The sequence below is a fragment of the Bradyrhizobium genosp. P genome (genome assembly GCF_049949265.1).
Taxonomy (GTDB): domain Bacteria; phylum Pseudomonadota; class Alphaproteobacteria; order Rhizobiales; family Xanthobacteraceae; genus Bradyrhizobium.
The window spans coordinates 8,184,038-8,204,565 of the sequence record NZ_CP188195.1 but is presented as its reverse complement, the minus strand read 5'-3'; the positions used below and the strand labels follow the sequence as shown (position 1 = coordinate 8,204,565).

At 64.4% G+C, this 20,528-nt stretch carries 20 protein-coding genes; 9 read left to right on the top strand and 11 right to left on the bottom strand.

Features of this window, described 5'->3' with window-relative positions; translation table 11 throughout:
• Positions 1–2: 2 nt before the first annotated feature.
• Together ACP2YO_RS39410 and ACP2YO_RS39405 are read right to left on the bottom strand one after the other, a co-directional pair.
• The gene (locus tag ACP2YO_RS39410) at positions 3–1,148 is read right to left on the bottom strand and encodes an acyl-CoA dehydrogenase family protein (protein WP_426436559.1); all 1,146 of its coding nucleotides are present in this window, start codon (positions 1,146–1,148) and stop codon (positions 3–5) included.
• A gap of 5 nt (positions 1,149–1,153) precedes the next feature.
• The gene (locus tag ACP2YO_RS39405) at positions 1,154–2,008 is read right to left on the bottom strand and encodes an enoyl-CoA hydratase (protein WP_426436557.1); all 855 of its coding nucleotides are present in this window, start codon (positions 2,006–2,008) and stop codon (positions 1,154–1,156) included.
• Positions 2,009–2,163: 155 nt separating this feature from the next.
• Between ACP2YO_RS39405 and ACP2YO_RS39400 the strand changes: the two genes are divergently transcribed.
• Genes ACP2YO_RS39400 through ACP2YO_RS39390 form a run of 3 tightly spaced genes read left to right on the top strand, consistent with a single transcriptional unit; the run spans position 2,164 to position 4,189 of the window.
• The gene (locus tag ACP2YO_RS39400) at positions 2,164–2,772 is read left to right on the top strand and encodes a LemA family protein (protein WP_426436555.1); all 609 of its coding nucleotides are present in this window, start codon (positions 2,164–2,166) and stop codon (positions 2,770–2,772) included.
• A 20-nt stretch (positions 2,773–2,792) separates the two neighbouring features.
• The gene (locus ACP2YO_RS39395) at positions 2,793–3,689 is read left to right on the top strand and encodes a TPM domain-containing protein (protein WP_426436553.1); all 897 of its coding nucleotides are present in this window, start codon (positions 2,793–2,795) and stop codon (positions 3,687–3,689) included.
• Positions 3,690–3,691: 2 nt separating this feature from the next.
• Positions 3,692–4,189 (top strand): TPM domain-containing protein, encoded by a 498-nt coding sequence (locus ACP2YO_RS39390; RefSeq protein WP_426436551.1) that lies wholly within the window; start codon positions 3,692–3,694, stop codon positions 4,187–4,189.
• A 13-nt stretch (positions 4,190–4,202) separates the two neighbouring features.
• Here ACP2YO_RS39390 and ACP2YO_RS39385 read toward each other — a convergent pair whose 3' ends face one another.
• From ACP2YO_RS39385 to ACP2YO_RS39370, 4 genes are all read right to left on the bottom strand, one after another.
• Positions 4,203–5,582 carry an MFS transporter gene (locus ACP2YO_RS39385; protein ID WP_426436549.1) on the bottom strand — a complete coding sequence of 460 codons (1,380 nt, stop codon included), beginning with the start codon at positions 5,580–5,582 and terminating at the stop codon, positions 4,203–4,205.
• A gap of 78 nt (positions 5,583–5,660) precedes the next feature.
• Positions 5,661–6,275, bottom strand: coding sequence for a glutathione S-transferase family protein (locus tag ACP2YO_RS39380; RefSeq protein ID WP_426436547.1), 615 nt, complete (start codon positions 6,273–6,275; stop codon positions 5,661–5,663).
• A gap of 201 nt (positions 6,276–6,476) precedes the next feature.
• Positions 6,477–7,286, bottom strand: a complete 810-nt coding sequence (locus ACP2YO_RS39375; protein ID WP_426436545.1) for an MBL fold metallo-hydrolase — start codon at positions 7,284–7,286, stop codon at positions 6,477–6,479.
• Positions 7,283–7,657, bottom strand: a complete 375-nt coding sequence (locus ACP2YO_RS39370) for a Crp/Fnr family transcriptional regulator (RefSeq protein ID WP_426436543.1) — start codon at positions 7,655–7,657, stop codon at positions 7,283–7,285. Before ACP2YO_RS39370 ends, ACP2YO_RS39375 begins: the two co-directional genes overlap by 4 nt.
• A gap of 217 nt (positions 7,658–7,874) precedes the next feature.
• On the opposite strand from ACP2YO_RS39370, the gene ACP2YO_RS39365 reads away from it, so the two are divergent.
• The 3 genes from ACP2YO_RS39365 to ACP2YO_RS39355 all read left to right on the top strand — a co-directional run bounded on the left by ACP2YO_RS39365 (position 7,875) and on the right by ACP2YO_RS39355 (position 10,743).
• Complete coding sequence (locus ACP2YO_RS39365) at positions 7,875–8,855, top strand: hypothetical protein (protein WP_426436541.1); 981 nt, start codon at positions 7,875–7,877, stop codon at positions 8,853–8,855.
• Positions 8,856–8,941: 86 nt separating this feature from the next.
• Entirely contained in the window at positions 8,942–10,489 is a 1,548-nt protein-coding gene (locus ACP2YO_RS39360; protein WP_426436539.1) for a hypothetical protein, read from the top strand.
• A gap of 89 nt (positions 10,490–10,578) precedes the next feature.
• Positions 10,579–10,743, top strand: a complete 165-nt coding sequence (locus ACP2YO_RS39355; protein ID WP_426436537.1) for a hypothetical protein — start codon at positions 10,579–10,581, stop codon at positions 10,741–10,743.
• A 64-nt stretch (positions 10,744–10,807) separates the two neighbouring features.
• Here ACP2YO_RS39355 and ACP2YO_RS39350 read toward each other — a convergent pair whose 3' ends face one another.
• The 3 genes from ACP2YO_RS39350 to putA form a co-directional block, all read right to left on the bottom strand.
• Positions 10,808–11,452, bottom strand: coding sequence for a glutathione S-transferase family protein (locus tag ACP2YO_RS39350; protein ID WP_426436535.1), 645 nt, complete (start codon positions 11,450–11,452; stop codon positions 10,808–10,810).
• Positions 11,453–11,581: 129 nt separating this feature from the next.
• A complete protein-coding gene (locus tag ACP2YO_RS39345) occupies positions 11,582–12,787 on the bottom strand; it encodes a CaiB/BaiF CoA transferase family protein (RefSeq protein WP_426436533.1) in 1,206 nt (401 codons plus the stop codon).
• Positions 12,788–13,038: 251 nt separating this feature from the next.
• Positions 13,039–16,047, bottom strand: a complete 3,009-nt coding sequence (gene putA, locus ACP2YO_RS39340; protein WP_426436531.1) for a bifunctional proline dehydrogenase/L-glutamate gamma-semialdehyde dehydrogenase PutA — start codon at positions 16,045–16,047, stop codon at positions 13,039–13,041.
• 111 nt (positions 16,048–16,158) lie between these two features.
• On the opposite strand from putA, the gene ACP2YO_RS39335 reads away from it, so the two are divergent.
• The 3 genes from ACP2YO_RS39335 to ACP2YO_RS39325 all read left to right on the top strand — a co-directional run bounded on the left by ACP2YO_RS39335 (position 16,159) and on the right by ACP2YO_RS39325 (position 19,561).
• Positions 16,159–16,623 (top strand): Lrp/AsnC ligand binding domain-containing protein, encoded by a 465-nt coding sequence (locus ACP2YO_RS39335; protein ID WP_426443429.1) that lies wholly within the window; start codon positions 16,159–16,161, stop codon positions 16,621–16,623.
• 86 nt (positions 16,624–16,709) lie between these two features.
• On the top strand, positions 16,710–17,360 hold the full coding sequence (locus ACP2YO_RS39330; protein WP_426436529.1) for a hypothetical protein: 651 nt from the start codon (positions 16,710–16,712) through the stop codon (positions 17,358–17,360).
• 161 nt (positions 17,361–17,521) lie between these two features.
• Entirely contained in the window at positions 17,522–19,561 is a 2,040-nt protein-coding gene (locus ACP2YO_RS39325) for a tetratricopeptide repeat protein (RefSeq protein WP_426436527.1), read from the top strand.
• Positions 19,562–19,724: 163 nt separating this feature from the next.
• Here the strand turns inward: ACP2YO_RS39325 and ACP2YO_RS39320 are convergent, their stop codons facing one another.
• The gene (locus tag ACP2YO_RS39320; RefSeq protein ID WP_426436525.1) at positions 19,725–19,925 is read right to left on the bottom strand and encodes a cold-shock protein; all 201 of its coding nucleotides are present in this window, start codon (positions 19,923–19,925) and stop codon (positions 19,725–19,727) included.
• Between the two features lie 284 nt (positions 19,926–20,209).
• Positions 20,210–20,521 carry a cytochrome c gene (locus ACP2YO_RS39315; RefSeq protein ID WP_426436523.1) on the bottom strand — a complete coding sequence of 104 codons (312 nt, stop codon included), beginning with the start codon at positions 20,519–20,521 and terminating at the stop codon, positions 20,210–20,212.
• Between the last annotated feature and the right edge of the window lie 7 nt (positions 20,522–20,528).

Below are 20,528 nucleotides of genomic sequence, written 5' to 3'. Positions count from 1 at the left end.
CGTTATTCCTGCGCGCGGCCCCTCAAGGCGGCGTGGCGGCGATAATGATGGGCGCTGCCGCCGAACAACGTGTCGAAGGCGAGCAGGCGCTTGAAATAGGCGCCGATATCGAGCTCCTCGGTGACGCCCATGGCGCCGTGGAGTTGCACCGATTGTTCGGCGACGAAGCGCGCGCATTTGCCGATTTTTGCCTTCGCGCCGGACGCGGCACGGCTGCGCGCCACCGGCTCGGCATCGGCCATCAGCGCTGCGCGCAACGCCATCGAGCGCGCCTCGTCGCATTGCATCGCCATGTCGGCGAGGCGGTGCCGGATCACCTGGTTGGCCGACAGCGGCCTTCCGAACTGCTTCCGGATCTTGGTGTATTCCAGCGTGGTGTCGAGCAGCGTCTGCATGATGCCGACGGCTTCGGCGCCAAGGGCTGCCATTGCACGATCGACCACGGCTTCGATCGTGGGCAGCGCATCGCCGCCGTCGCCGAGCAGGGTGTCGGCTGGAAGCTGCAAATTGTTGAGATCGAGACTGCTGCCGCGGCCGCCGCCCAGACGCGCATAGTCGTGCAGGACGAGACCGGGCGTTCCAGCCGGCACCACGAACAGGCAGACCTTGCCCGACGCGCCGTTCGCATTGGCAATTCGGGCGGAGACGATGATCTGGTTGGCGGCCGCGCCGTCGAGCACCGCGGTCTTGTGACCGTTCAATTGCCAGCCGCCGGCGGTCTTTGTCGCCGTCGTCTCGACATGGGCAAGGTCGAACCGCGCGGCGCGCTCCGAATGCGCGAAGGCGAGGTACAGCGCGCCTTCCGCGACCTTTGGCAGGATCGCTTGCCTCTGCGCTTCGGTGCCGCATTCGGCGACCAGCGCGGCGCCGATCACAACGGTGGCGAGATAGGGCTCGGACACCAGCCCGCGCCCGAACGCCTCCATCAGGATCCCGATCTCGATCGCGCCGCCGCCAAGCCCGCCATGGGCTTCGCTGATCGGCAGCGCCAGCCAGCCGAGCTCGGCGAACTGCTTCCAGATCGCGGGCGAGAAGCCGAGCGGCTCGTTGGCAGCGTTCTTCCGGTGCTCGGCCGTAAAAATTTCCGCCACGAAGCGGTCGGCACTTTCGCGCAGCAGGCGCTGTTCGTCGCTGGGGGTTAGGTCCATCTGGTCTATTTCAAATTGGCGGATTTTCTGACGGACGGATGCAGGCCCGCGGGGTCCACCACCATTCCGAATTCCTGAAGATTATGCGCGTGGCAGAGCTGATGCAGCGCAAAGGCCTGATCGATCGCCGCCGGTTGCCCCATGATGTCAGTGGTGCGGTTGACCGCCTCCTTGCTCAGCTTCAGCGCAAAGGCGGGCTTGGCCGCGATCTTGCGCGCCAGCGCCAGCGTGAAGGACGAGAGATCGCCGCGCGGCACCACGTGATTGACCATGCCGAGGCGATGCGCCTCGTCGGCGCTCCAGCTATCGGCGGTGAACAGCATCTCCTTGGCCTTGCGCGCCCCTAACTCCCAGGGATGCACGAACCACTCGACGCCGCAGACGCCCATCGTGACCACGGGATCGCAGAATTCGGCATCGTGGCTTGCGACGATCAGATCGCAGGCCCAGGCCAACATCAGCCCGCCGGCGATGCACTTGCCGTGCACCTCCGCGATGACAGGCTTGGCGAGATTGCGCCAGCGCCGGGTGATTTGCAGATAGATCTCCTGCTCGCGCGCGAAACGGCCATGCGCGTTCGGCTCGGCGAAGCCACCCCAATTTCCGACCGGCGGGAAATCCACGCCAGCCTGGTTTTTCCCGGCCGGTCGCAAGTCGTGGCCTGCCGAGAAATGCGGGCCGTTGCCGGCGAGGATGATGACCTTGACCGCATCGTCCTGCACCGCCTGGTCGAAGGCGGCGTTGAGGTCGTAGGTCATTTGCAGGTTCTGGGCGTTGCGCGCCTCGGGGCGGTTCATCACGATCCGTGCGATCGCGGGCTCCGGTTCGACGACGATCGTCTCGAATTGTTCAGATGTCATGGATCCTCCCCGGGATCGATTTTTCAACATGATGAACGGGTCGGACAGGGATAGGCAAGCGCAATCAGCGGCAAAAATGCCGGCGAAAACCGCCACACGGGATTACCCTGCAAGAATCTGATACGGTGCTGCAGAATTCCACCGGGAGGACTTTCATGCGCAAGCTTTGGACCGTGCTGGCAGCGCTGGCGACCTTGAGCCTGACCAACTGCGGCTACAATGCGATCCAGACCAATGACGAACAGGTCAAGTCGAACTGGTCGGAAGTGGTGAACCAGTACCAGCGGCGAGCCGATCTGGTGCCGAACCTGGTCAACTCGGTGAAGGGCTTTGCGCAGCAGGAGAAGGACGTGCTGCTCGGCGTCACCAATGCGCGTGCCAAGGTCGGCAGCATCCAGGCAACGCCGGAGGTGGTCAACGATCCGGCCGCGTTCCAGAAGTTCACGCAGGCACAGGGCGAACTCTCAAGCGCGCTGTCGCGATTGCTGGTCGTGACGGAAAACTATCCGCAGCTCAAATCGGACGCGTTGTTCCACGACCTGATGGCGCAGCTCGAAGGCACCGAGAACCGCATCACTGTGGCGCGCAACCGCTACATCAAGGCGGTGCAGGACTACAACGTCGGCATCCGCACCTTCCCGAACAACCTGACCGCGATGGTGTTCGGTTACAAGGAGAAGGCCAACTTCACGGTCGAGAACGAGAAGGAGATTTCGACCGCGCCGAAGGTCGATTTCAACCCGGCACCGACGCCGTCGAAGTAGCGGTGGTGCGGCCGCCCGCAATGACCGCTGCGCGCGTCATCCTGCTCGCCTTCCTGCTCGGCTTCATGTGTCCGGCGCTGGCCGAGGTCGCGGTGCCGCCGCTCACCGGCCGTCTCGTCGACCAGACCGGAACGCTGTCTTCGAGCGACGTCGCTTCATTGACTGCGAAGCTGCAGGATCTGGAGACTCGCAAGGGCGCCCAGGTTGCGGTGCTGATCGTGCCGACCACGGGCGAGGAGGCCATCGAGCAGTTCTCGATCCGGGTCGCCGAAGCCTGGAAGATCGGGCGCAAGAAGGTCGATGACGGTGCGCTGCTCGTGGTCGCCAAGAACGACCGGCATCTGCGCATCGAGGTCGGGTACGGCCTCGAAGGCGTACTCAGCGACGTCGTCACCCACCGCATCATCGAAGAGGACATCACGCCGAAGTTCAAGGCCGGCGATTTCGCCGGCGGCATATCGGCCGGCGTCGACCGCATCATTGGCCTGATCAATGGCGAGCAATTGCCGGCGCCGGAGCCGGAACATTGGCAGGCGGCCCACCTGGTCGATTTCGCCAATCCGGTGCTGATCTTTGCCGTCGTCATCGGGGCCGGGTTTTTGCGCGCGATACTGGGACGGCTGCTCGGCTCGGTCGCGACCGGCGGCATCGTCGGTGTCTTTGCCTGGATGGTGGCCGGATCGATCCTCACGGCCCTCGCGCTCGGGCTGTTTGGCTTCGTGGCGGCGCTGATCTTCGGCGGGTTGAATTTTGGCGGTCCGGTTGTCGGCTCGGGACCATACCGGCGTGGCGGTGGCTATCCCGGAGGTTGGTCCGGCGGCGGCAACTGGGGCGGCGGCTCGGGCTCGAGCAGCAGCGGAGGCTTCAGCGGCGGAGGCGGCAATTTCGGCGGCGGCGGCGCCTCGGGGAGCTGGTAGCTATGGGCATCAAGCGCATCGGCAAGCATCTGCTCGAACATCGCTGGCGGGTGCGGCGTGATTTTCCGCCGCGCGTGCTCGATGCGATCGAGCAGGCGATCAAGGCGGGTGAGGCCACTCATTCCGGCCAGATCCGCTTCGTCGTCGAGGGCGCACTCGACGGCGCGCCGCTATTCCGCGATCAGCCGGCGCGGGAGCGGGCGCTGGACGTGTTTTCGCACCTGCGGATCTGGGACACCCATCACAACAACGGCGTTCTGATCTATCTGCTGCTCGCCGATCGCGACGTCGAGATCGTCGCCGATCGCGGCATCGACATGAAGGTCGGTGCTGCCGGTTGGGAAGCCATCTGTCGCGCGATGGAAAGAGACTTCAGGGCCGGCCGTTTCGAGCAGGGCGTGACCAACGGGATTGCCGCGGTGTCGCGGGAGCTAGCAAAATACTTCCCGCACATGGAAGGCGGCCCGAACGAACTGCCGGATGCGCCAGTGGTGATCTAGCGGTGCGCGCGTCTTACCCTGCCGTTTTCTCGCCGGCGAGCGGGATCCGCGATAACGCAGGCTCAGGCATGGTTCCCGCCCCGGATGTTCGCGCCCGGTAGACGGACAGGCCGGCCAGGCCCACCGCGGCCGCAAAGAAGATGTAGTAGACGGGGGCAGCCTTGTCGCCAGTCACTTGCACCAGCCAGGTGTTGATGAAAGGTGCGAGCCCGCCGAACAGCATCACCGCCAGATTGTACATCAGCGACGCGCCGGTCGAGCGCAGGCCGACGGGGAAGATTTCAGTCATGAAGGCCGGCATCGGCCCCGCCAGCGCGCCGAGGAAAACCGCGACGATCTGCAATTGCCAGAGGTTCGTGGTTGTCGGAGCGGCGACCAGCCGCTGCAACATCACGTAGAACAGCACGGCGTAGATGATCAGCGACGGAACGAGGACCGCGCGGCGGCCGATCCGGTCGGAGAGCACGCCGGAGGCCATCGCGATCGCCGCGTTGGCAACGCTGATAAAGAGAAGCCCCAGCTGGGCGTTCAGCAGCGGCAATTTCAGCTCGGCGACGGCATAGGTCGGCAGAAAGATCGCATTGACGTAGTTGATCGCCGTGCCGGCCGCGATCAGGCAGAACGACGCGATCAATTCACGCGGATGGTCGGAGAACAACTCGCCGAGCGTGGTCTGTCGCTTCGGCTGCGCCGTCACGGCCTTCTCGGCGAGATAGGCCTGGAACTCGGGCGATTCGTCGCATCGCTGCCGCAGGTACCACCCGGTGGGTCCGATCAGGATGCCGAGGATGAACGGCACGCGCCACCCCCAACTCGCGAACGCGTCCGCCGACAGGCCGAGGTTGAGGCCGATGGCCATGGCTGCGCCGATCCCGAAGGCGAGCGACTGCGACACCATCTGGAACGAGCCGTAAAGGCCACGCCGGCCGGGCGGCGCGAATTCGATCAGCATGGCGCTGGCGCTACCGAATTCGCCGCCGGCGGAAAAGCCCTGGATCAGCCGTGCCAGCAGCAACAGCAGCGGCGCCGCGATGCCGATCGCGCCATAGGTCGGCAGCAGGCCGAGCAGACCCGTGCCGACCGCCATCAGCGAGATCATCACGACCAGCGCCTTCTTGCGGCCGTGCTTGTCGGCGTAGAGCCCGAATACCAGTCCGCCCAAGGGGCGTGCCGCAAAGGCGATGCCGAATGTGGCGAAGGTCAGCAGCAGCGACGAGCTCGGATTGTCTGACGGAAAGAACAGCTTGCTCAGGATGCCCGCGAACAGGCCGAACACCGTGAAGTCGAACCACTCCAGCGCATTGCCGATCGTCGAGGAAATCACGACGCGGCGGCGCATCTGCGCGAGTGCTTCAGCTTTCACGGCTTCAGCTTTGGTGGCTTCGGCCTGCATCCGCTTGTCCTTCCCCGTTGGCGACGTTTGGCACCGCGCCGGTTACTGTCTTGCGTCGTGAGGTTCGGCGATCGGACACTACGCCTTGACCGACGGCCGTTCGCCGACGCGGTTGAACCATGCGATGATATTGGTGTTCGACTGGTCCAGCGGCTGGCCGACTTGATTGCCGAATTCGAGCCAGCAATAGAGCAGCATGTCGGCGAGCGTGAAACGGCTGCCGCAGATATAATGGCGGCCGTCGGCCATCTGGTCGTTGAGCCATTTGATACGGTTGGCGGCGATCATCTTCAGCCCGGGCGAGGCCTCGGGCGCGCAGGGAATGCGCTTCTCGAAGAACTTGAGCGCCTCGCCGAAACGATAGCCATTGGCGAGCGGCTCGGCGATGTTGAGGTCGACGCGGCGCGTCCACATCCGGCACTCGGCGCGTTCCTCCGGCGTCGTGCCGATCATTGCGGGCGAGGGGTGCTTCTCCTCGAGATATTCGCAGATCGCGGTGATCTCGGAGAGGTGATTGCCGTCGTCGAGCTCCAGCGCCGGCATCTGGCCGTGCGGATTGCGCTTCAGATGCGCGGCCTCCCGGTTTTCGCCCTTGCGCAGGTCGACGGGCTGCTTGGGAATCTCGATGCCTTTTTCCGCCATGAACATCCGCACGATGCGCGGGTTCGGCCCGATCGAGTCGTAAAACCTCATGGTCCTCGCTCCCTGTTTTTAGGGTTGTTGATGCTGTTGAACAGGGGGCGCGCGCGTTTGTCAAATCCAACGTCATTGCGAGGAGCGAAGCGACGAAGCAATCCACTCCTCCGCAAGCGGAGATATGGATTGCTTCGCTGAGCCTGTCATCGGGCGCGCATTCGCGCGACCCGTTGGCTCGCAATGACGGCGAAAATGGCGTCAATCGTCGAGCTTGTTGAGGTCCCGCACCGATTGCATGATCGGCTCGAAGTTCGCGCGCGCATCGAGTGCATCGAACAGTTGTGCGGTGTCGTCGAGCAGGGCGTGCGAGCGCTGCAGCGCGATCCGCACGTCGTCCCGCGGCGTGTCGGACAGCCGGCCATGGCCAGACAGCAGGATGGTCGCGCTTAGTCCCTTCAGTCGCTCCAGCGACTGGATGTAGTCGGCAATCGAGCCTGAGCCGAACACGCCGCCCATCACGCCGCCGGGCATCAGCGTATCGGCGGCGAACAGCAGCCCCCGGTCCTGCTCGAACAGCGTGATGCAGGCCGAGGTGTGGCCGGGCGTATACATCACGTTGAGGCGGAAATTGCCCAAGTCGATCAGATTGCCTTCCTCGAGCCAGATATCGATATCGATCGGCTCGTTCGGTTCGTTGAACATCTTGCGCAGCATCGAGAAGTCGTCGCGCAGCATGATCTTGTTGGCGGCGAGCCGGTGCGCGGCGATGTAGGCGCGGCCGTCGAAATGATAGGCCGCGCCGATGTGGTCGAGATGCTCGTGGCTCAGCACCACCATGTCGATCATGGCAGGTGTCACCCCAATATGATCGAGGCAGGCGACGAGGTGCGGGTAGTTGCTCGACAGGCCGACGTCGATCATGATCGTCCGCCTGCTGCCGCGCACCAGATAGGCGTTCGCGGCGCGGTTCTTGAAGCGGATCTGGTAGACGTCCTCGGCCGCCTGGATCAGGGTTGCGACATCGGTGTCGAACAGAGTCTTGAACGGGCTCGGCCGGCGATCGCTCATGGGGTGCCCGTTGTCCGGTAGGTGACGGCGTTGGAGGCGCGCAAGCGCTTCGACAGCGCGTCCATCACCATCAGCGCGAACGCCGGCTGCTGGCTGACGAGATAGACGAAGCGGGCGTGGTTGATCCGCATCACCCGGGTGCGAGGCGCGGCGGCGATTGCGGTGGCGGAGCGCGATGAGCCGTCGATGACCGCCATCTCGCCGAAGAATTCGCCCTTGCCGAGGTTGACGATGACCGTCTTGTTTCCGCCATCGATCTTGGCGATGTCGACCTTGCCGTCGAGCACGACAAAAAGCTCGCGCCCGGTCGAGCCTTCCTCAAAAATGACGTCATCGACATCAAATTCAATGATGCACTTTTCGATCGTCATCGCCGCGCCTGCCTTCTGGCTGGTTGGTTGGCCCATGTTAGTCGGGAAAGGGCCGGGCGCAAACCGAGCCGGCGCGCGGAATGCCGCAGGGCAGCATCCGCCTAAATCCCGCCCGCAAAAGTTCCTAAAATTTCGGTAAGCCCAAGCCCGCTGATGAGCCCGGTAACGATTTCGCAAGCAATAAAAGTTACCAAAAGGTCAACCCAGTCTGGAGAATTTGAACGTGAGTGAGCAGCAGAGCGAGCCGGTCAGCGCTGATACCGGCGCTGAAATGGCGGCGAAAACCGAGCCTGTGATGGCTGCGGCCGATGTTGAGGCTCCCCGACTGGCGCCCGACCAGGAGGAGACGTCGCCGAAGGCGGACGCATCCAGGATGGAAGCGCCCAAGGTCGAGCCGCCCAAGGTCGATCTGCCGAAGATGGACGTGCCCAAGGTCGAGGCCGGCAGGCAGGACGAGCCGCGTTTCCCGGGCAAGCTGATGATCATGGCGCCCGGCGACCGCGCCTGGGATCATGAGGGGGCCGCCTCGAAGCCGGCCCACGAGCAGGCCGCCAAGCCCTCCGGCACACGCTGGGTCGCGGCGATGGCGGCTGTGGTGGCGTTGGCGACGGTCGCTGGTGCCATCGGCGGTGCGCTCGCGACCGCGGGTCTCGGTCACATCACCACCCCCGCCGTCGCATCCGCTAAGGACACCACGAAGGATACGGTCGACGCCTCGATCGCCCGGATCGATGCCGAAATCCTCGCCCTGAAATCCAGTGTCGACCAGACCGCCCGGGCCGGCACGGTTCAATCCAACAAAACCAATGACCGCCTCGAAAAGGTCGAGAAGGCGCAGACCGAGCCGATGGCCAAGCTCGCCAAGCTCAGCGAAGCCGTCGACAAGCTCCGCGCCACGCCGCCGGCTGCGGCCGTTGCCGCCGTGGCGCCCGCGGCAGCCAGGGACATCACGGGCTCGGTCACGCCGTCTGCGACAGCCGCTGCCGCACCCAAGGTCGAGGTCGCCCGCCTGCCGGTGGTCGATGGCTGGGCGCTCCGTGACGTCGGCAATGGTGGTGCGCTGATCGAGAGCCGCCAGGGGGTCTACGAGGTCTATGCCGGCGATCCCGTCCCCGGCCTCGGCCGCGTCGACGCCATCCGCAAGCAGGATGGCCGCTGGGTGGTCGTCACCAGCAGGGGCCTGATCGTTTCGCGCTGAGGATAGCGACAACACCAAGGCGCTTCACCGCGATGTGAAGCGCCTTTTTTCTTGAATAGGCTTCCCCGCGCGGTGTTAGTGCAGGCATGAGCCGCGTGCTGAGATGCCTTTTGATCGTGTCCGTCCTGCTCTGCGGCGTCAGCGCCGCGGGCGCAGGCGAGGATCGCCCGCTTGAGCGCGGGACCGCGATCATCGATCCCGCCATTCTGCGCGAGCTCGATCACGGCCGCTTCGGCCTCGGCCATATGTTGTCGCCAGAGCGTGCGGCCGGCCTTTCGCTTCCGAACAGCGAGCTGTTTGGACTGCCCTCGATGTTACTGGTGCGCGAGGCACTCGACCGCGAGTTCGATCGCTATGTCGCGAGGCACAAGGCCAGCCTGCCGAACGAGAGTATCGGCGTTGGCGATAGTTACGCCTTCCAGCTGTTCGACCGCGGCCTGTTCGGGTCCCCTGACGTCAGCTTCGTTCTGTCAGGCATCGTCAACCGCATGGACCGCGCTTACGTGGCATCGGCCAGTTGCGGTGAGATCCGGTTGATCTATCGCCTGACCCGTACCGATGTCCCCACGATCGGCGAGAACGCGGTGTCGCAACGCCTGCCGATGACGCTGAATCTGGTGCTGAGAGCGAAGGGCGATGGCGACGATCCGTCGATCACCTGCCGCGAGATCGCGCGGCGCTGGCTCGCAACCAGCAACTCCCCGCCGACCATGGAACAACTGTTCGGCAAGGGCGGTCCGCTCGAACTGATTAGTCCCTCCAATATCGATCGGATCGAGACCAATCTTCAGATCGCCCATGCGCCGAAATCCGCGGTGCGTGACTTCCGCACCGACTATCTCCTGAAAGTGTTCGACTATGACGGCCAGGCGAAGCGTTTCGCGGAAGCGCCGATGGAGAACCAGATCGACCGCGATCGCATCCTGGCGGACGAGGGGCTGAGGCGCGAGTTCAAGGCCTGGCTGCTCGACCCCGGGCATTTTGCCGAGCTTGATCGCGGCACGCTCTTGATCCCGGAGAAATTCCTCGCCATCGGCGCCGTCGCGCCGACCCCCGCGGGCTTCGACGTCAGCGATCTGCAGCCGGAGTTCGGGCTGGTGCAGGGTGATGGCGGCGCCGACAAGGCGTTGTTCTCGGCGGACGATGTCGTCGGAGCCTTGAAAAAGGCCGCGGCCGATGGAACGCGGCTGCAGAACATCCAGTCGCTCGCCGGCTTCGAGCGGCGTCTCAACGACGTCACCTGTACAGGCTGCCACCAGACCCGCGGCATCGGCGGCTTTCATTTCCCTGGCGTCGACTGGATGGCCGCCAAGCCGTCGAATTCCACCGTCGTGCCGGGCTCGCCGCATTTCTTCGGTGACCAGGTCCGCCGCCGCGATATCCTCTCAAGCTTCCGCGACGGCAAGACGCCGGATTTTTCGCGCGGCTTCTCCAACCGCCCGCAATCGCGCGGCAGCATCGAGCTAGCCGGCACCGAGTACAGCGATGGCTGGGGCGCGCACTGCTACCTGCCCGGCGCCAAGCCGGCCGAGGCCGACCGCAGCTTTCGCGCCTGGACCTGCGCCGATGGGCTGGTTTGCCAGGTTGCGGGCCAGACCTCGCGCATGGGCATGTGTTTCATCAAAAGCCGGTAGCGATCGGCTTCTGGCGTCATCATTTGGTGCTACATTGCCGCCGATGGCATGGGCTTGAACCGGCCAGCCCTTGAGCGGAGACCCGGCCGATGAGTGCTCCCGAGCAGGACAAGCAGCGCAACCGCGAGATCGCGGAGAACGAGGCCGAACGCCAGGTGGTCAGCGACGTCCGCGTCAGCAGCTGGGCGATCGCTGCCGCGGTCATTATCGGCGTCATCGTTGTCGCGATCGTCTGGGCCTGGCTGAAACGCTGAACATAGCGTTTTCGAGCGACGTGGGCACCGGTTCGCGTGAAGAAAACGCGTCAAAAAAAGAGCCTTACGCGTAGTGCTTCAGCCGCGGCCCGGGCAGCAGGTCGTAGGCCGACTTCCAGCCGGGCTGCGCGGCGATGCGGCCGAGCCAGGCGCTGATATTCGGATGGCTCACGGCAAAATCGTAGCCGGTCTCGTCGCTGGGATAGTGCAGATAGGCCATCATCGAGAAATCCGACACGGTCGGCCGCGCGCCGATCATGAAGGCATTCTTGCCGACATGCTGGTCGAGGATGCCGAGGAAGTCGTCGAGCCGCGCGCGGTAATGCTTGAGGATTTTGGGATCGACCGACGGCGTGAAGGTGCGCATGTAGCGGTAGGTCGCCATGTAGCCGGAGAGTTTCTGGTTGTCCCAGAACAGCCAGCGCAGCAGCTCGAATTTCTCAGCCTGTGTCTCACCGCCGAATTTTCCGTAACTCTCGGCAAGTTGCAGCAGGATCGGCGCGGTCTGGGTGCGGCGCTCGCCGTCGACCTCCAGCACCGGGATCTCGCCCATCTCGTTCACGGTCGCGCGCCATTCCGCGGTCCGCGTGACGCCGCCGCCGAAATCGGTCCACACCGGCTCGAACGTCTCACCGCACAAGGTCAGCATCAGCGCGAGCTTGTAGCTGTTGCCGGATTCCGGGAAGTAGTGCAGCCGATAGCGGGGCATGGGTCGTCCTCTTGTTCTTGCCGTTGTCGTCATTGCGAGGAGCGCAGCGACGAAGCAATCCATGTCTCCGCTGCGGCGCGATGGATTGCTTCGCTCTGCTCGCAATGACGACTGGGGAGCGTGCGCCGTCTAAGCCACCGCGCCGGAGGCGCGCAGCTTCCGGATCGTGGCTTCGTCGTAGCCCGCCTCGCGCAAAATCTCGTCTGAATGCTCGCCGACCTCGGGCGGCTTGCGCGGCTGCACCTTTTTGGCGCCGTCGATGAAGATCGGGCTGTTGACGGTCAGCATGGTGTCGTTCTCGAAGCGCACCAGCACCTCGTTCTCGATCATCTGCTTGTCAGTCGGGATGTCGTCGAGGATGCCGACGACACCGAACACCAGGCCGTTGCCGTCGAGAACCTTGCGCCATTCGGCGAGGTCCTTGCTGGCAAACACTTCGTCGAAAATCCTGATCAGCTCGACCGAGCGTGCATGGCGGTCTGCCTTGGTGGCAAATCGTTGATCGGTGACGAGATCCTCGCGGCCCATGCAGCGCGCCAGGGTCGGCCATTGCCGCTCCTCGTTGAGCAGCGACAGGATGATCCAGCGGCCATCCCTGCACTTGTAGTGGTTGGTCACCGCGTTCAACGCCGCTTCGCGCGGCTTCCGCTTCTTGAACTTGGCGCCGACCAGCTTGGCCTGCGCCAGCACGCCATTGGCCCAGACGCCGTTGGCCATCAGATTGGTCGAGACATGCGAGCCCTTGCCGGTCTTCTCGCGCTGGAACAGCGCGGTGACGATCGCGCCGTAGAACGCCATCGCGCAGGGGTGGTCGCCCATGCCGGCGACCGAGCGGGCCGGGGTGGTGTCCTCGTCGGCGCGCACCAGATCCATCAGGCCGGAGCGCGCCCAATAGGCGTTGGAATCGAAGCCGGGCTTGTTGGCCTCTTCGCCCTTCTCGCCATAGCCGGTGAACGACGCATAGATCAGCCGGTCGTTGAGATGGGCGAGATGGTCGTAGGTGATGCCGAGCTTGGCGCGCACTTGCGGCGGCATGTTGGTGATGAAGACGTCGGCTTCCGCGACGAGTTTGTACAGCACTTGTTGCGCGTCCGGCTTGGTGAGGTCGAGCGCCAGGCTCTTCTTGTTGCGCGCCTCCAGCATCCACGCGAAATTGTGTTCGCTGTGCGGATAGCCGGGCAGGTTCGGCAGGTTCCGGTAGGGATCGCCGGCGCCGGGCGGCTCGATCTTGACGACGTCGGCGCCGAAGTCGGACAGCACGGTGGCGGCCGCGGGCGCGGCGATGAAGCTCGCGCAGTCCAGGACCTTGAGCCCGTCAAAAATGCCTTTTTCCATCGTACCGTCGCTCCCGTGGCGCTTGTTGGTCTTTTTCCGGTTGCTGGAATTATCGCGTGCGATGATCCCGATCGAACCGCCATTTGACCCATCTCGGGGGCACGATGCAACCAAGTCATTCCGGGGCGATGCGAAGCATCGAACCAGGGTGCGCACTTGCGCACCCGAGAATCTCGAGATTCCCCGATGCACAATTGTGCATCTGAGGTCTGGTGCTGACGCACCATCCCGGAATGACGGCGGTTGATATTTTACTTCACTCCCGCCATCAACGCTGCGTTGCCACCTGCGGCGGCGGTGTTGATCGTCACCGTCTGCTCGGTCGCGAACCGCGCCAGGTAATGCGGGCCACCGGCCTTGGGGCCGGTGCCGGAGAGACCGCTGCCGCCGAATGGCTGCACGCCGACCACGGCGCCGATCATGTTACGGTTGACGTAGATGTTACCGACCTGCAAGCGATCGATCACGTCCTCGACCGTGTCGTCGATCCGCGAATGGATGCCAAGCGTCAACCCGAAGCCGGTCGCCTCGATCGCAGCCAGCACGTCGCGGAATTTGTCGGCCCGATAGCGCACCACATGGAGGATCGGGCCGAAGACTTCTTCGGTGAGCTGGCCGGCATCCGACAGTTCGAAGATATGCGGCGCCACGAAATTGCCGGCGGGCGCCTCGCCGGCGAGATGCACGCGCGCCTCCTTCTTCATGCGCGCGATATGCGCATCGAGCCGCTGCTTTGCCTCGACATCGATCACCGGCCCGATATGCGTGGCAGAATCCAGGGGGTCGCCGAGCTTCAATTCGCGCGCCGCGCCCGCGATCATCTCGATCATGCGATCGGCGACGTCGTCCTGCACGAACAACAGTCGCAACGCCGAGCAGCGCTGGCCGGCCGAGCGGAACGCCGACATCACGACGTCGTCGGCGACCTGTTCGGGCAGTGCGGTGGCATCGACGATCATCGCATTGATGCCGCCGGTCTCCGCGATCAGCGGGACGATCGGACCATCCTTGGCCGCCAGCGTCCGGTTGATCGACCGCGCAACCTCGGTCGAGCCGGTGAAGACGACGCCGGCGATGTCGGGATGCGCGACCAGCGCGGCGCCGATCGGGCCGTCGCCCTGGACGAGGTGCAGCACTGACGCCGGTACGCCGGCTTCATGGAGCAGCCGGACGGTCTCGGCTGCGACCAGCGGCGTCTGCTCGGCCGGCTTTGCGACCACTGCGTTGCCCGCCATCAGCGCGGCGGTGACTTGGCCCAAAAAGATCGCCAGCGGAAAGTTCCACGGCGAGATCGCGACGAAGGCGCCACGGCCGCGCAAGGTCAGCAAATTGCTTTCGCCTGTCGGCCCCGGCATCACTTCGCCGTCGCCGAACAGTTTTCGCCCGAGCGCTGCGTAGTAGCGGCAGAAATCGGTTGCCTCGCGCACTTCGGAGAGCGCATCGTCGAGCGTCTTGCCGCCCTCGCTCTGCAACAGCGCAATGAAGTGCGCGCGGCGCTGCTCCAGCAGCTCAGCAGCCTTGTCCAGAATGTCGGCACGGCGCAAAGCCGGCGTCCGGTTCCACGCCTTGAAGCCGCGGCGCGCGGCGACAACGGTCGCATTGGCCTGCTCCGCCGTGAACGAGGCGGCGACAGCGCGCGCAACCTTCGCGGCTGATATCGCCGATGTGAGCTTGTCGAGTGCAGCGCGTTCGCCGAACTCGATGCCGTATGAATTCTCGCGCTGCGGCCGATAGAGGTCGGCCGGCAGCGGAATCTCCGGATGATTGGCATTGTCGTCAGTGCCGATGATCTCGGCGGGGCGGTGCAGCAGGCTCGCGACCGGCACCTTGTCGTCGGCCGCGAGCGCGACAAAGGAAGAGTTGGCGCCGTTCTCGAGCAGCCGCCGCACCAGATAGGCGAGCAGGTCGCGGTGGCTGCCGACCGGCGCATAGGTGCGATAGGCGATCTCCGGCCGGTCATTGCCGAGTTGCGCATACAGCGCTTCGCCCATGCCGTGCAGCCGCTGGAATTCGAACCTCGTGGCGTCGTCGGCGAGTTCGAGGATGGTCGCGACCGTCAGCGCATTGTGGGTGGCGAATTGCGGAAACAGCCGCGGCCGCAGCGCCAGCAGCTTTCGCGCGCAGGCGACGTAGTTGAGGTCGGTCATCGCCTTGCGGGTAAATACCGGATAGCCGTCGAGCCCGCGTTCCTGCGCGCGCTTGATCTCGGTGTCCCAATAGGCGCCCTTGACCAGCCGCACCATCATCTTGCGGTTCAGCCCACGCGCGAGTGCATCGACATGATCGATCACCTCCGTGGCGCGCTTCTGATAGGCTTGGATCGCAAGGCCAAAGCCGCTCCAGCCGGACAGCGACGGATCTGCGAAAGCGGCGGCGAGCACATCGAGCGACAGTTCGAGCCGGTCGGCCTCTTCGGCATCGACCGTGAAGTTGAGGTCGAACGCCTGGGCGCGGCGTGCCAGATCGACCAGTCGCGGCACCAGTTCGGTCATCACCCGCGCGCGGCTCACTGCCTCGAAGCGTGGATGCAGCGCCGAGAGCTTGACGGAGATGCCGGGCCGGTCGGGCAGGGGGCGCTCGCCGGCTGCGTGACCGATCGCTGCGATCGCGCGCGCGTAGGACTCGAAATAGCGATCGGCGTCGTCGGCGGTGCGGGCACCCTCGCCGAGCATGTCGAAGGAATAGCGCGCGCCGCGGCCCGAATGCGATTGTGCGCGGGCCAACGCGGCCTCGATGGTTTCGCCGAGCACGAAATGGCTGCCCATCAGGCGCATCGCCTGCCGCGTCGCCGCGCGCACGGCCGGTGCGCCGAGCCGTTTGGTCAGTCGCCCGATCGTTCCCTGGGGCGTCTCGCCGGGCTGGATCACCCGGGCCGACATCCCGAGCGCCCATGCCGACGCGTTGACCAGGAACGCGCTCGACTTGATCTCGTGGTTGATAAAGTCGCCCTGGCCGAGCTTGTCCTCGATGAACTGGTCGGCAGTGTGCGCATCGGGCACCCGCAACAGCGCCTCCGCCAGCACCATCAGTGCCAGCCCCTCCTTGGTTGAGAGCGCGAATTCCCGCAGCATGTCCTCGACCCCACCGAGCCGATCGTCGTTGGTCCTGATGGCCCCGATCAGGCGCGTCGCGGTACGATCGATCCGTGCCTCACGGTCCGCGTCGAGCCTGGCGTCTTGCAGCAGGCCGACCGCGATGGCCGCATCATCGGGTGCGTAAGGCGCGCTGAACGGCGGGGGGAGAGGAGAGGTGTCTGGCATGGCTGTTCCCGTGGGTTGCGTGGAACCTACCCGTGAGCGAACTGCAGTTCGATAGACAAATTGGCACTTTTGCCTTAGATAATCACGATAATCAATGATATGACCGCAGATATGACAGATATCGACAAGATTGACCGCAGAATCCTCTCCATTTTGCAAGGGGATGGCCGGATCGCCAATGTGGAACTTGCGGAACGCATCGGGCTATCGCCGACCTCGGTCGGCGAGCGGCTAAAGAGGCTGCAACGCGACGGTTTTGTCGAGGGTTATGGCGCCCGGCTCAACCCGCATTTGCTGGGGTTGGGCTTGCTGGTGTTCGTCGAGGTGCTGCTCGACAAGACCACGCCCGACGTGTTCGAGCGGTTCGCAAAGGCGGTTCAGACCGCGCCGGAAGTGCTGGAGTGCCATATGGTGGCCGGCGGCTTCGACTACCTCATCAAGGCGCGGGTCGCCAATATGACCGCCTATCGCCGGTTCCTTGGCGAAACCCTGCTGGCTCTACCGGGCGTGCGCGAGACGCGAACCTACGCCGTGATGGAAGAGGTCAAGCGCGACGCGCCGCTCCCGGTCGGCTGACATCCTCGTGATCCACAGCCATACGCCCAGCGTATTGGCATCGCCGCCCGGGCGCGTTAATTCTGCCTCCCATTGGGGCAGCCATCATGCAAGACGCCGATCAGCCGATACGAGTGAGGCGCGCCGGATTTGCCGGCGCACTGGCGGCCTTTGTGCTGTCATCGCTGACAGCGGTGCCGGCGGGAGCGGCCGAGCTCAGCTCGGGCATCATGCAGCTCTATTCCTCGGTGTCGATCTATCCGCCGTCGGCGACGACGATGACGGTCTGCTACGGCTTCGTCTGCAGGCGTCGCGAGATGGTCTATTTCACCGCGGGCGACAAGGCGGCGCTGAGCAAGATCATGGCCGGCGGCCGCGCCAGCGCCGCCGCCGAACGTGCGGCGACGCAGAAGGCGGTGATCTGGCTCGACCGCCACATGGGACCCATCCTCGGCACCGACAAGCGCGTGGCGAGCGCCGACTTCCGCGCCAACGACGACAAGCACAATTACGATTGCTGGGACACCACCCGCAACACCACGAGCCTGATGCTGGTGCTGCAGGACTGGAACCTGTTCAAATTTCACGACGTCGGCGATCCCCATTATCGCGGGTTTCACCTGATGCAGACGCCGCACAACACCGCCGTGCTGGTCGAGCGCGCGACCAAGGTGGAATGGGCCGTCGACCTCTGGCCACGCGGCTATCTGCAGCCGCCCGACGTCATGACCGTCGCCCAATGGGTGACGGAAGATTGAGCGGTTGAATTTGGCCGCCGCGCCGTCCGCGCCGTCCGCGCCGTGGCGTTCCACTCGCATTGATTGTAGGGATACAAAAAGCGTTCAATCGGTGCCGGGGTCAGGAAATGCAGTTGTGCGCGAGCTGTATTGATGTCGTAAGGCGCGGCGCTCATTTCTCTTTGTTTCTGACGGGCGTGCTGCTGTTATCGTTCGCGGCATTCGGGCCGGCGCAGGCGGGCGACGTCGAGGATTGCAATGGGCCGGCGCAGGACAAGGTCGAGGCGGCCTGTTCGGCCATCATCAACGACGCCGCGCGCTCCGCTGAGGATCGGACCAAGGCCTTCGCAGCTCGCTCACGCTTTTATGTCGCCCGCGGGAAAACCGACCAGGCGCTTGGTGATGCCGAAGCCGCATTGCAAGTGAACCCGCAATTCGTGCCGGCGCTGCTCGCGCGCGGCTATGTGCGGCAGCGCAAGGGCAGTCTCGATCAGGCCCGCGCCGATTTCGACCGCGCGATCGAGCTCGAGCCGAAGAACGCGATCGCCTTCCTGGCGCGCGGCAATCTGCGCAATGACCAACATGCCTGGTCGGAGGCGCTTGCGGATTACGACCAGGCGATCGCGCTGCGTCAGGATCTCGCCGCGGCCCATGTCGGGCGGGCGCGGGCACATATCGAAACCGCGCAGCTCGATGCCGCGCTGGCCGACGTCAATACGGCGCTCGCGATCAATCCGAGCGCGCAATACGCGTTTTACTGGCGCGGCCAGGCCTATCGCCGCAAGGGCGATATAGATCACGCGATCGAGGATTTCTCGCGTGCCATCGCACAGGCGCCGCAGACCGACCGCGGCGCCTATTTTGCGCGCGGCCAGCTCTACAGCGCCAAGGGCGATTACATCAGAGCCATTGCCGATTTCGACAAGCTGCTGACGTTGCTGCCCGACAACAAGGAGGTTCAGCAGCAGCGCCAGCAGGCGGTCGCCATGCAGGCCGAACTGGCCAAAGCCGGCACGACGCCCACGCGCCCGCCGCCACCGGCCGCACCGGTTCAGGCCGCGCCTGCGGCCCCCGTGGCCCCGCCCGGCGCGCCGGTGACCGCCTCGACCAACCAGCAGATCGACCAGGCAAAACTGTTCATCGCACAGGGCAATTACCTGGGCGCGGTCACAAATCTCAACCAGGTGCTGAGTGGCGATCCCCGCAACGAGGGCGCGCTGCGGCTGCGCATGGTGGCCTATTCGGGGCTCGGCCGGTTCGCGGAGGCGCGCAACGACATCAACGATCTGCTCAAGCTCAAGCCGAACGACGCGCCACTGATCGCCTTCCGCGCGGTCACCCTGGCGGCGCTTCGGCAATTCGATGATGCGATGGCCGATGCGACCCACGCCCTTGCGCTCGATCCGAACAATGCGATGGCCTATCTGGCCCGCGGCCTCGTCAAGTCCAGCACCGGCAAACAGCAGGATGCGCTCGCCGATTATGATCATTCGATCGCCCTCAACGCCAAGGATACATTCGCCTTCACCGAGCGCGGGCTCGCTTATGTCAGCCTCAACCAGACCGACAAGGCGCTGCTCGATTTCGACCAGGCGCTGACACTTTCGCCGGCCAATCAGCTCGCAAAATCCTGGCGCGGACTAGCGTTGCTGTTGAAAGGCCGCACCGACGAGGGGCTGGTCGACATCAATGGCGTGCTGGAACGGAATCCCAACAATCCCACCGCCCAGCTCGGCCGCGCGCTGGCGATGCTGACCTCGGCGCAATTTGACCGCGCCGTTCCCGCCTTTGACCAGATCGTCGCCAAGGCGCCCAACGATCCCTTTGCACATGTGTTGCGGGCGCGGGCTTATCTCGGGCTGAAGAAGCCCGACGACGCGATGAAGGATCTCAATCTCGTCCTGAGCACGCGGCCGGACTATCAGCCGGCGCTGATGTTGCGCGGCATCACCTGGTCGGCGCTGCACGACCACGCCAAGGCGATCGAGGATCTCGACCGGGCCATCGCGCAGAAGGAGACGGTGGAGGGGCTGTTCGCCCGCGCCAAGGCGCATGAGGCGCTCAACCACCCCGGCAAGGCGACCGACGATTTCCGCAAGGCCACGCAGCTCGCGCCGTCGAGCGTGTTCGACGTGCTGGCGCAGGCGGAGTCCAAGCGCAAGATCCAGGAATTGTCGAAGAAGGTGCCGTGCGGCTCTGGCCAGGGCGGCACCTGCCTGTAAGGCTTACGGACGGCTAGCGCGCCCCTATGTCATTCAGCGGTTCGACGTCATGGCGCGCGGGCGCTGTGCCCGCTCCGCCGAACATCACGTTGTCCTGATTGATGGTTCGGCCCCACTCCCGGATGACGTCCGAGACTGCGCCGTTTGGTCTGGCGCTGACGCGCTAGACCTTCAGATTCTCGGCCGACGTCTTGCCGCGATTTGCAATCTCGTCGTACTCGACCGTCTGGCCTTCATTGAGCGACTGGAGGCCAGCCTTCTGAACCGCTGAAATATGCACGAAAATGTCCTTGCCGCCCGATGCGGGCTGGATGAATCCATAACCCTTGGTCGGATTGAACCACTTCACTGTACCTTTAGCCATTCCAGTCGTCTCCGCGGAATCAAACGAAATCAGACCCGCCGATCCCCGCACAAACCAGCTTGTCCGCACCGAGCAGGATAGCAGTTTGCAAAAGGCTGGGTAGATCAAACGACGGTGTGTTTTCACCTGGAAACACCCGGTTTTGCGGGGCTCTAGCGCCAATCTGCCTGTTTCGTGGTCAATTGATGCGCTGCAAGATCGGACGGTTCCCGCTCGATCGACGCCGGAAAATGTCGCCCCTGCGCGCGAGTTCTTGCGAGCGCGCAGGGGACAGTCGTATTCTGTCAATAGGTCGCGGCGAGGTACTCGACGATCTTGCCGATTTCGGCATTGTCGATCGGCGCGCCATAGACCTCGATCATCTTGGTCACTTCGGCTTGCCAGAAATCCTTCTTGAACTTCTCGCCCTGCGGCTGGGTGTTGATGTAGTCGGCCGAGTGGCAGGCAGTGCAGTTGTTCTGCACGACCTCGAGGTTGGGGCCGGGCTTGAACGCCGCTGTTTCCTCGGGGAGCGCGTAGTTCACCGGCGTGGCAGCGGCCGCGACGATCGAAAGGATTGATATCGCGGCGAACGCGGGGAGCAGCTTGCGCTTCATAATGCTT

Bases quoted from the DNA above. Each gene is read 5' to 3' on its own strand.
- ACP2YO_RS39410 (WP_426436559.1), bottom strand. From the start codon at position 1,148: ATGGACCTAACCCCCAGCGACGAACAGCGCCTGCTGCGCGAAAGTGCC.
- ACP2YO_RS39405 (WP_426436557.1), bottom strand. From the start codon at position 2,008: ATGACATCTGAACAATTCGAGACGATCGTCGTCGAACCGGAGCCCGCG.
- ACP2YO_RS39400 (WP_426436555.1), top strand. From the start codon at position 2,164: ATGCGCAAGCTTTGGACCGTGCTGGCAGCGCTGGCGACCTTGAGCCTG.
- ACP2YO_RS39395 (WP_426436553.1), top strand. From the start codon at position 2,793: ATGACCGCTGCGCGCGTCATCCTGCTCGCCTTCCTGCTCGGCTTCATG.
- ACP2YO_RS39390 (WP_426436551.1), top strand. From the start codon at position 3,692: ATGGGCATCAAGCGCATCGGCAAGCATCTGCTCGAACATCGCTGGCGG.
- ACP2YO_RS39385 (WP_426436549.1), bottom strand. From the start codon at position 5,582: ATGCAGGCCGAAGCCACCAAAGCTGAAGCCGTGAAAGCTGAAGCACTC.
- ACP2YO_RS39380 (WP_426436547.1), bottom strand. From the start codon at position 6,275: ATGAGGTTTTACGACTCGATCGGGCCGAACCCGCGCATCGTGCGGATG.
- ACP2YO_RS39375 (WP_426436545.1), bottom strand. From the start codon at position 7,286: ATGAGCGATCGCCGGCCGAGCCCGTTCAAGACTCTGTTCGACACCGAT.
- ACP2YO_RS39370 (WP_426436543.1), bottom strand. From the start codon at position 7,657: ATGACGATCGAAAAGTGCATCATTGAATTTGATGTCGATGACGTCATT.
- ACP2YO_RS39360 (WP_426436539.1), top strand. From the start codon at position 8,942: ATGAGCCGCGTGCTGAGATGCCTTTTGATCGTGTCCGTCCTGCTCTGC.
- ACP2YO_RS39355 (WP_426436537.1), top strand. From the start codon at position 10,579: ATGAGTGCTCCCGAGCAGGACAAGCAGCGCAACCGCGAGATCGCGGAG.
- ACP2YO_RS39350 (WP_426436535.1), bottom strand. From the start codon at position 11,452: ATGCCCCGCTATCGGCTGCACTACTTCCCGGAATCCGGCAACAGCTAC.
- ACP2YO_RS39345 (WP_426436533.1), bottom strand. From the start codon at position 12,787: ATGGAAAAAGGCATTTTTGACGGGCTCAAGGTCCTGGACTGCGCGAGC.
- putA (WP_426436531.1), bottom strand. From the start codon at position 16,047: ATGCCAGACACCTCTCCTCTCCCCCCGCCGTTCAGCGCGCCTTACGCA.
- ACP2YO_RS39335 (WP_426443429.1), top strand. From the start codon at position 16,159: ATGACAGATATCGACAAGATTGACCGCAGAATCCTCTCCATTTTGCAA.
- ACP2YO_RS39330 (WP_426436529.1), top strand. From the start codon at position 16,710: ATGCAAGACGCCGATCAGCCGATACGAGTGAGGCGCGCCGGATTTGCC.
- ACP2YO_RS39320 (WP_426436525.1), bottom strand. From the start codon at position 19,925: ATGGCTAAAGGTACAGTGAAGTGGTTCAATCCGACCAAGGGTTATGGA.
- ACP2YO_RS39315 (WP_426436523.1), bottom strand. From the start codon at position 20,521: ATGAAGCGCAAGCTGCTCCCCGCGTTCGCCGCGATATCAATCCTTTCG.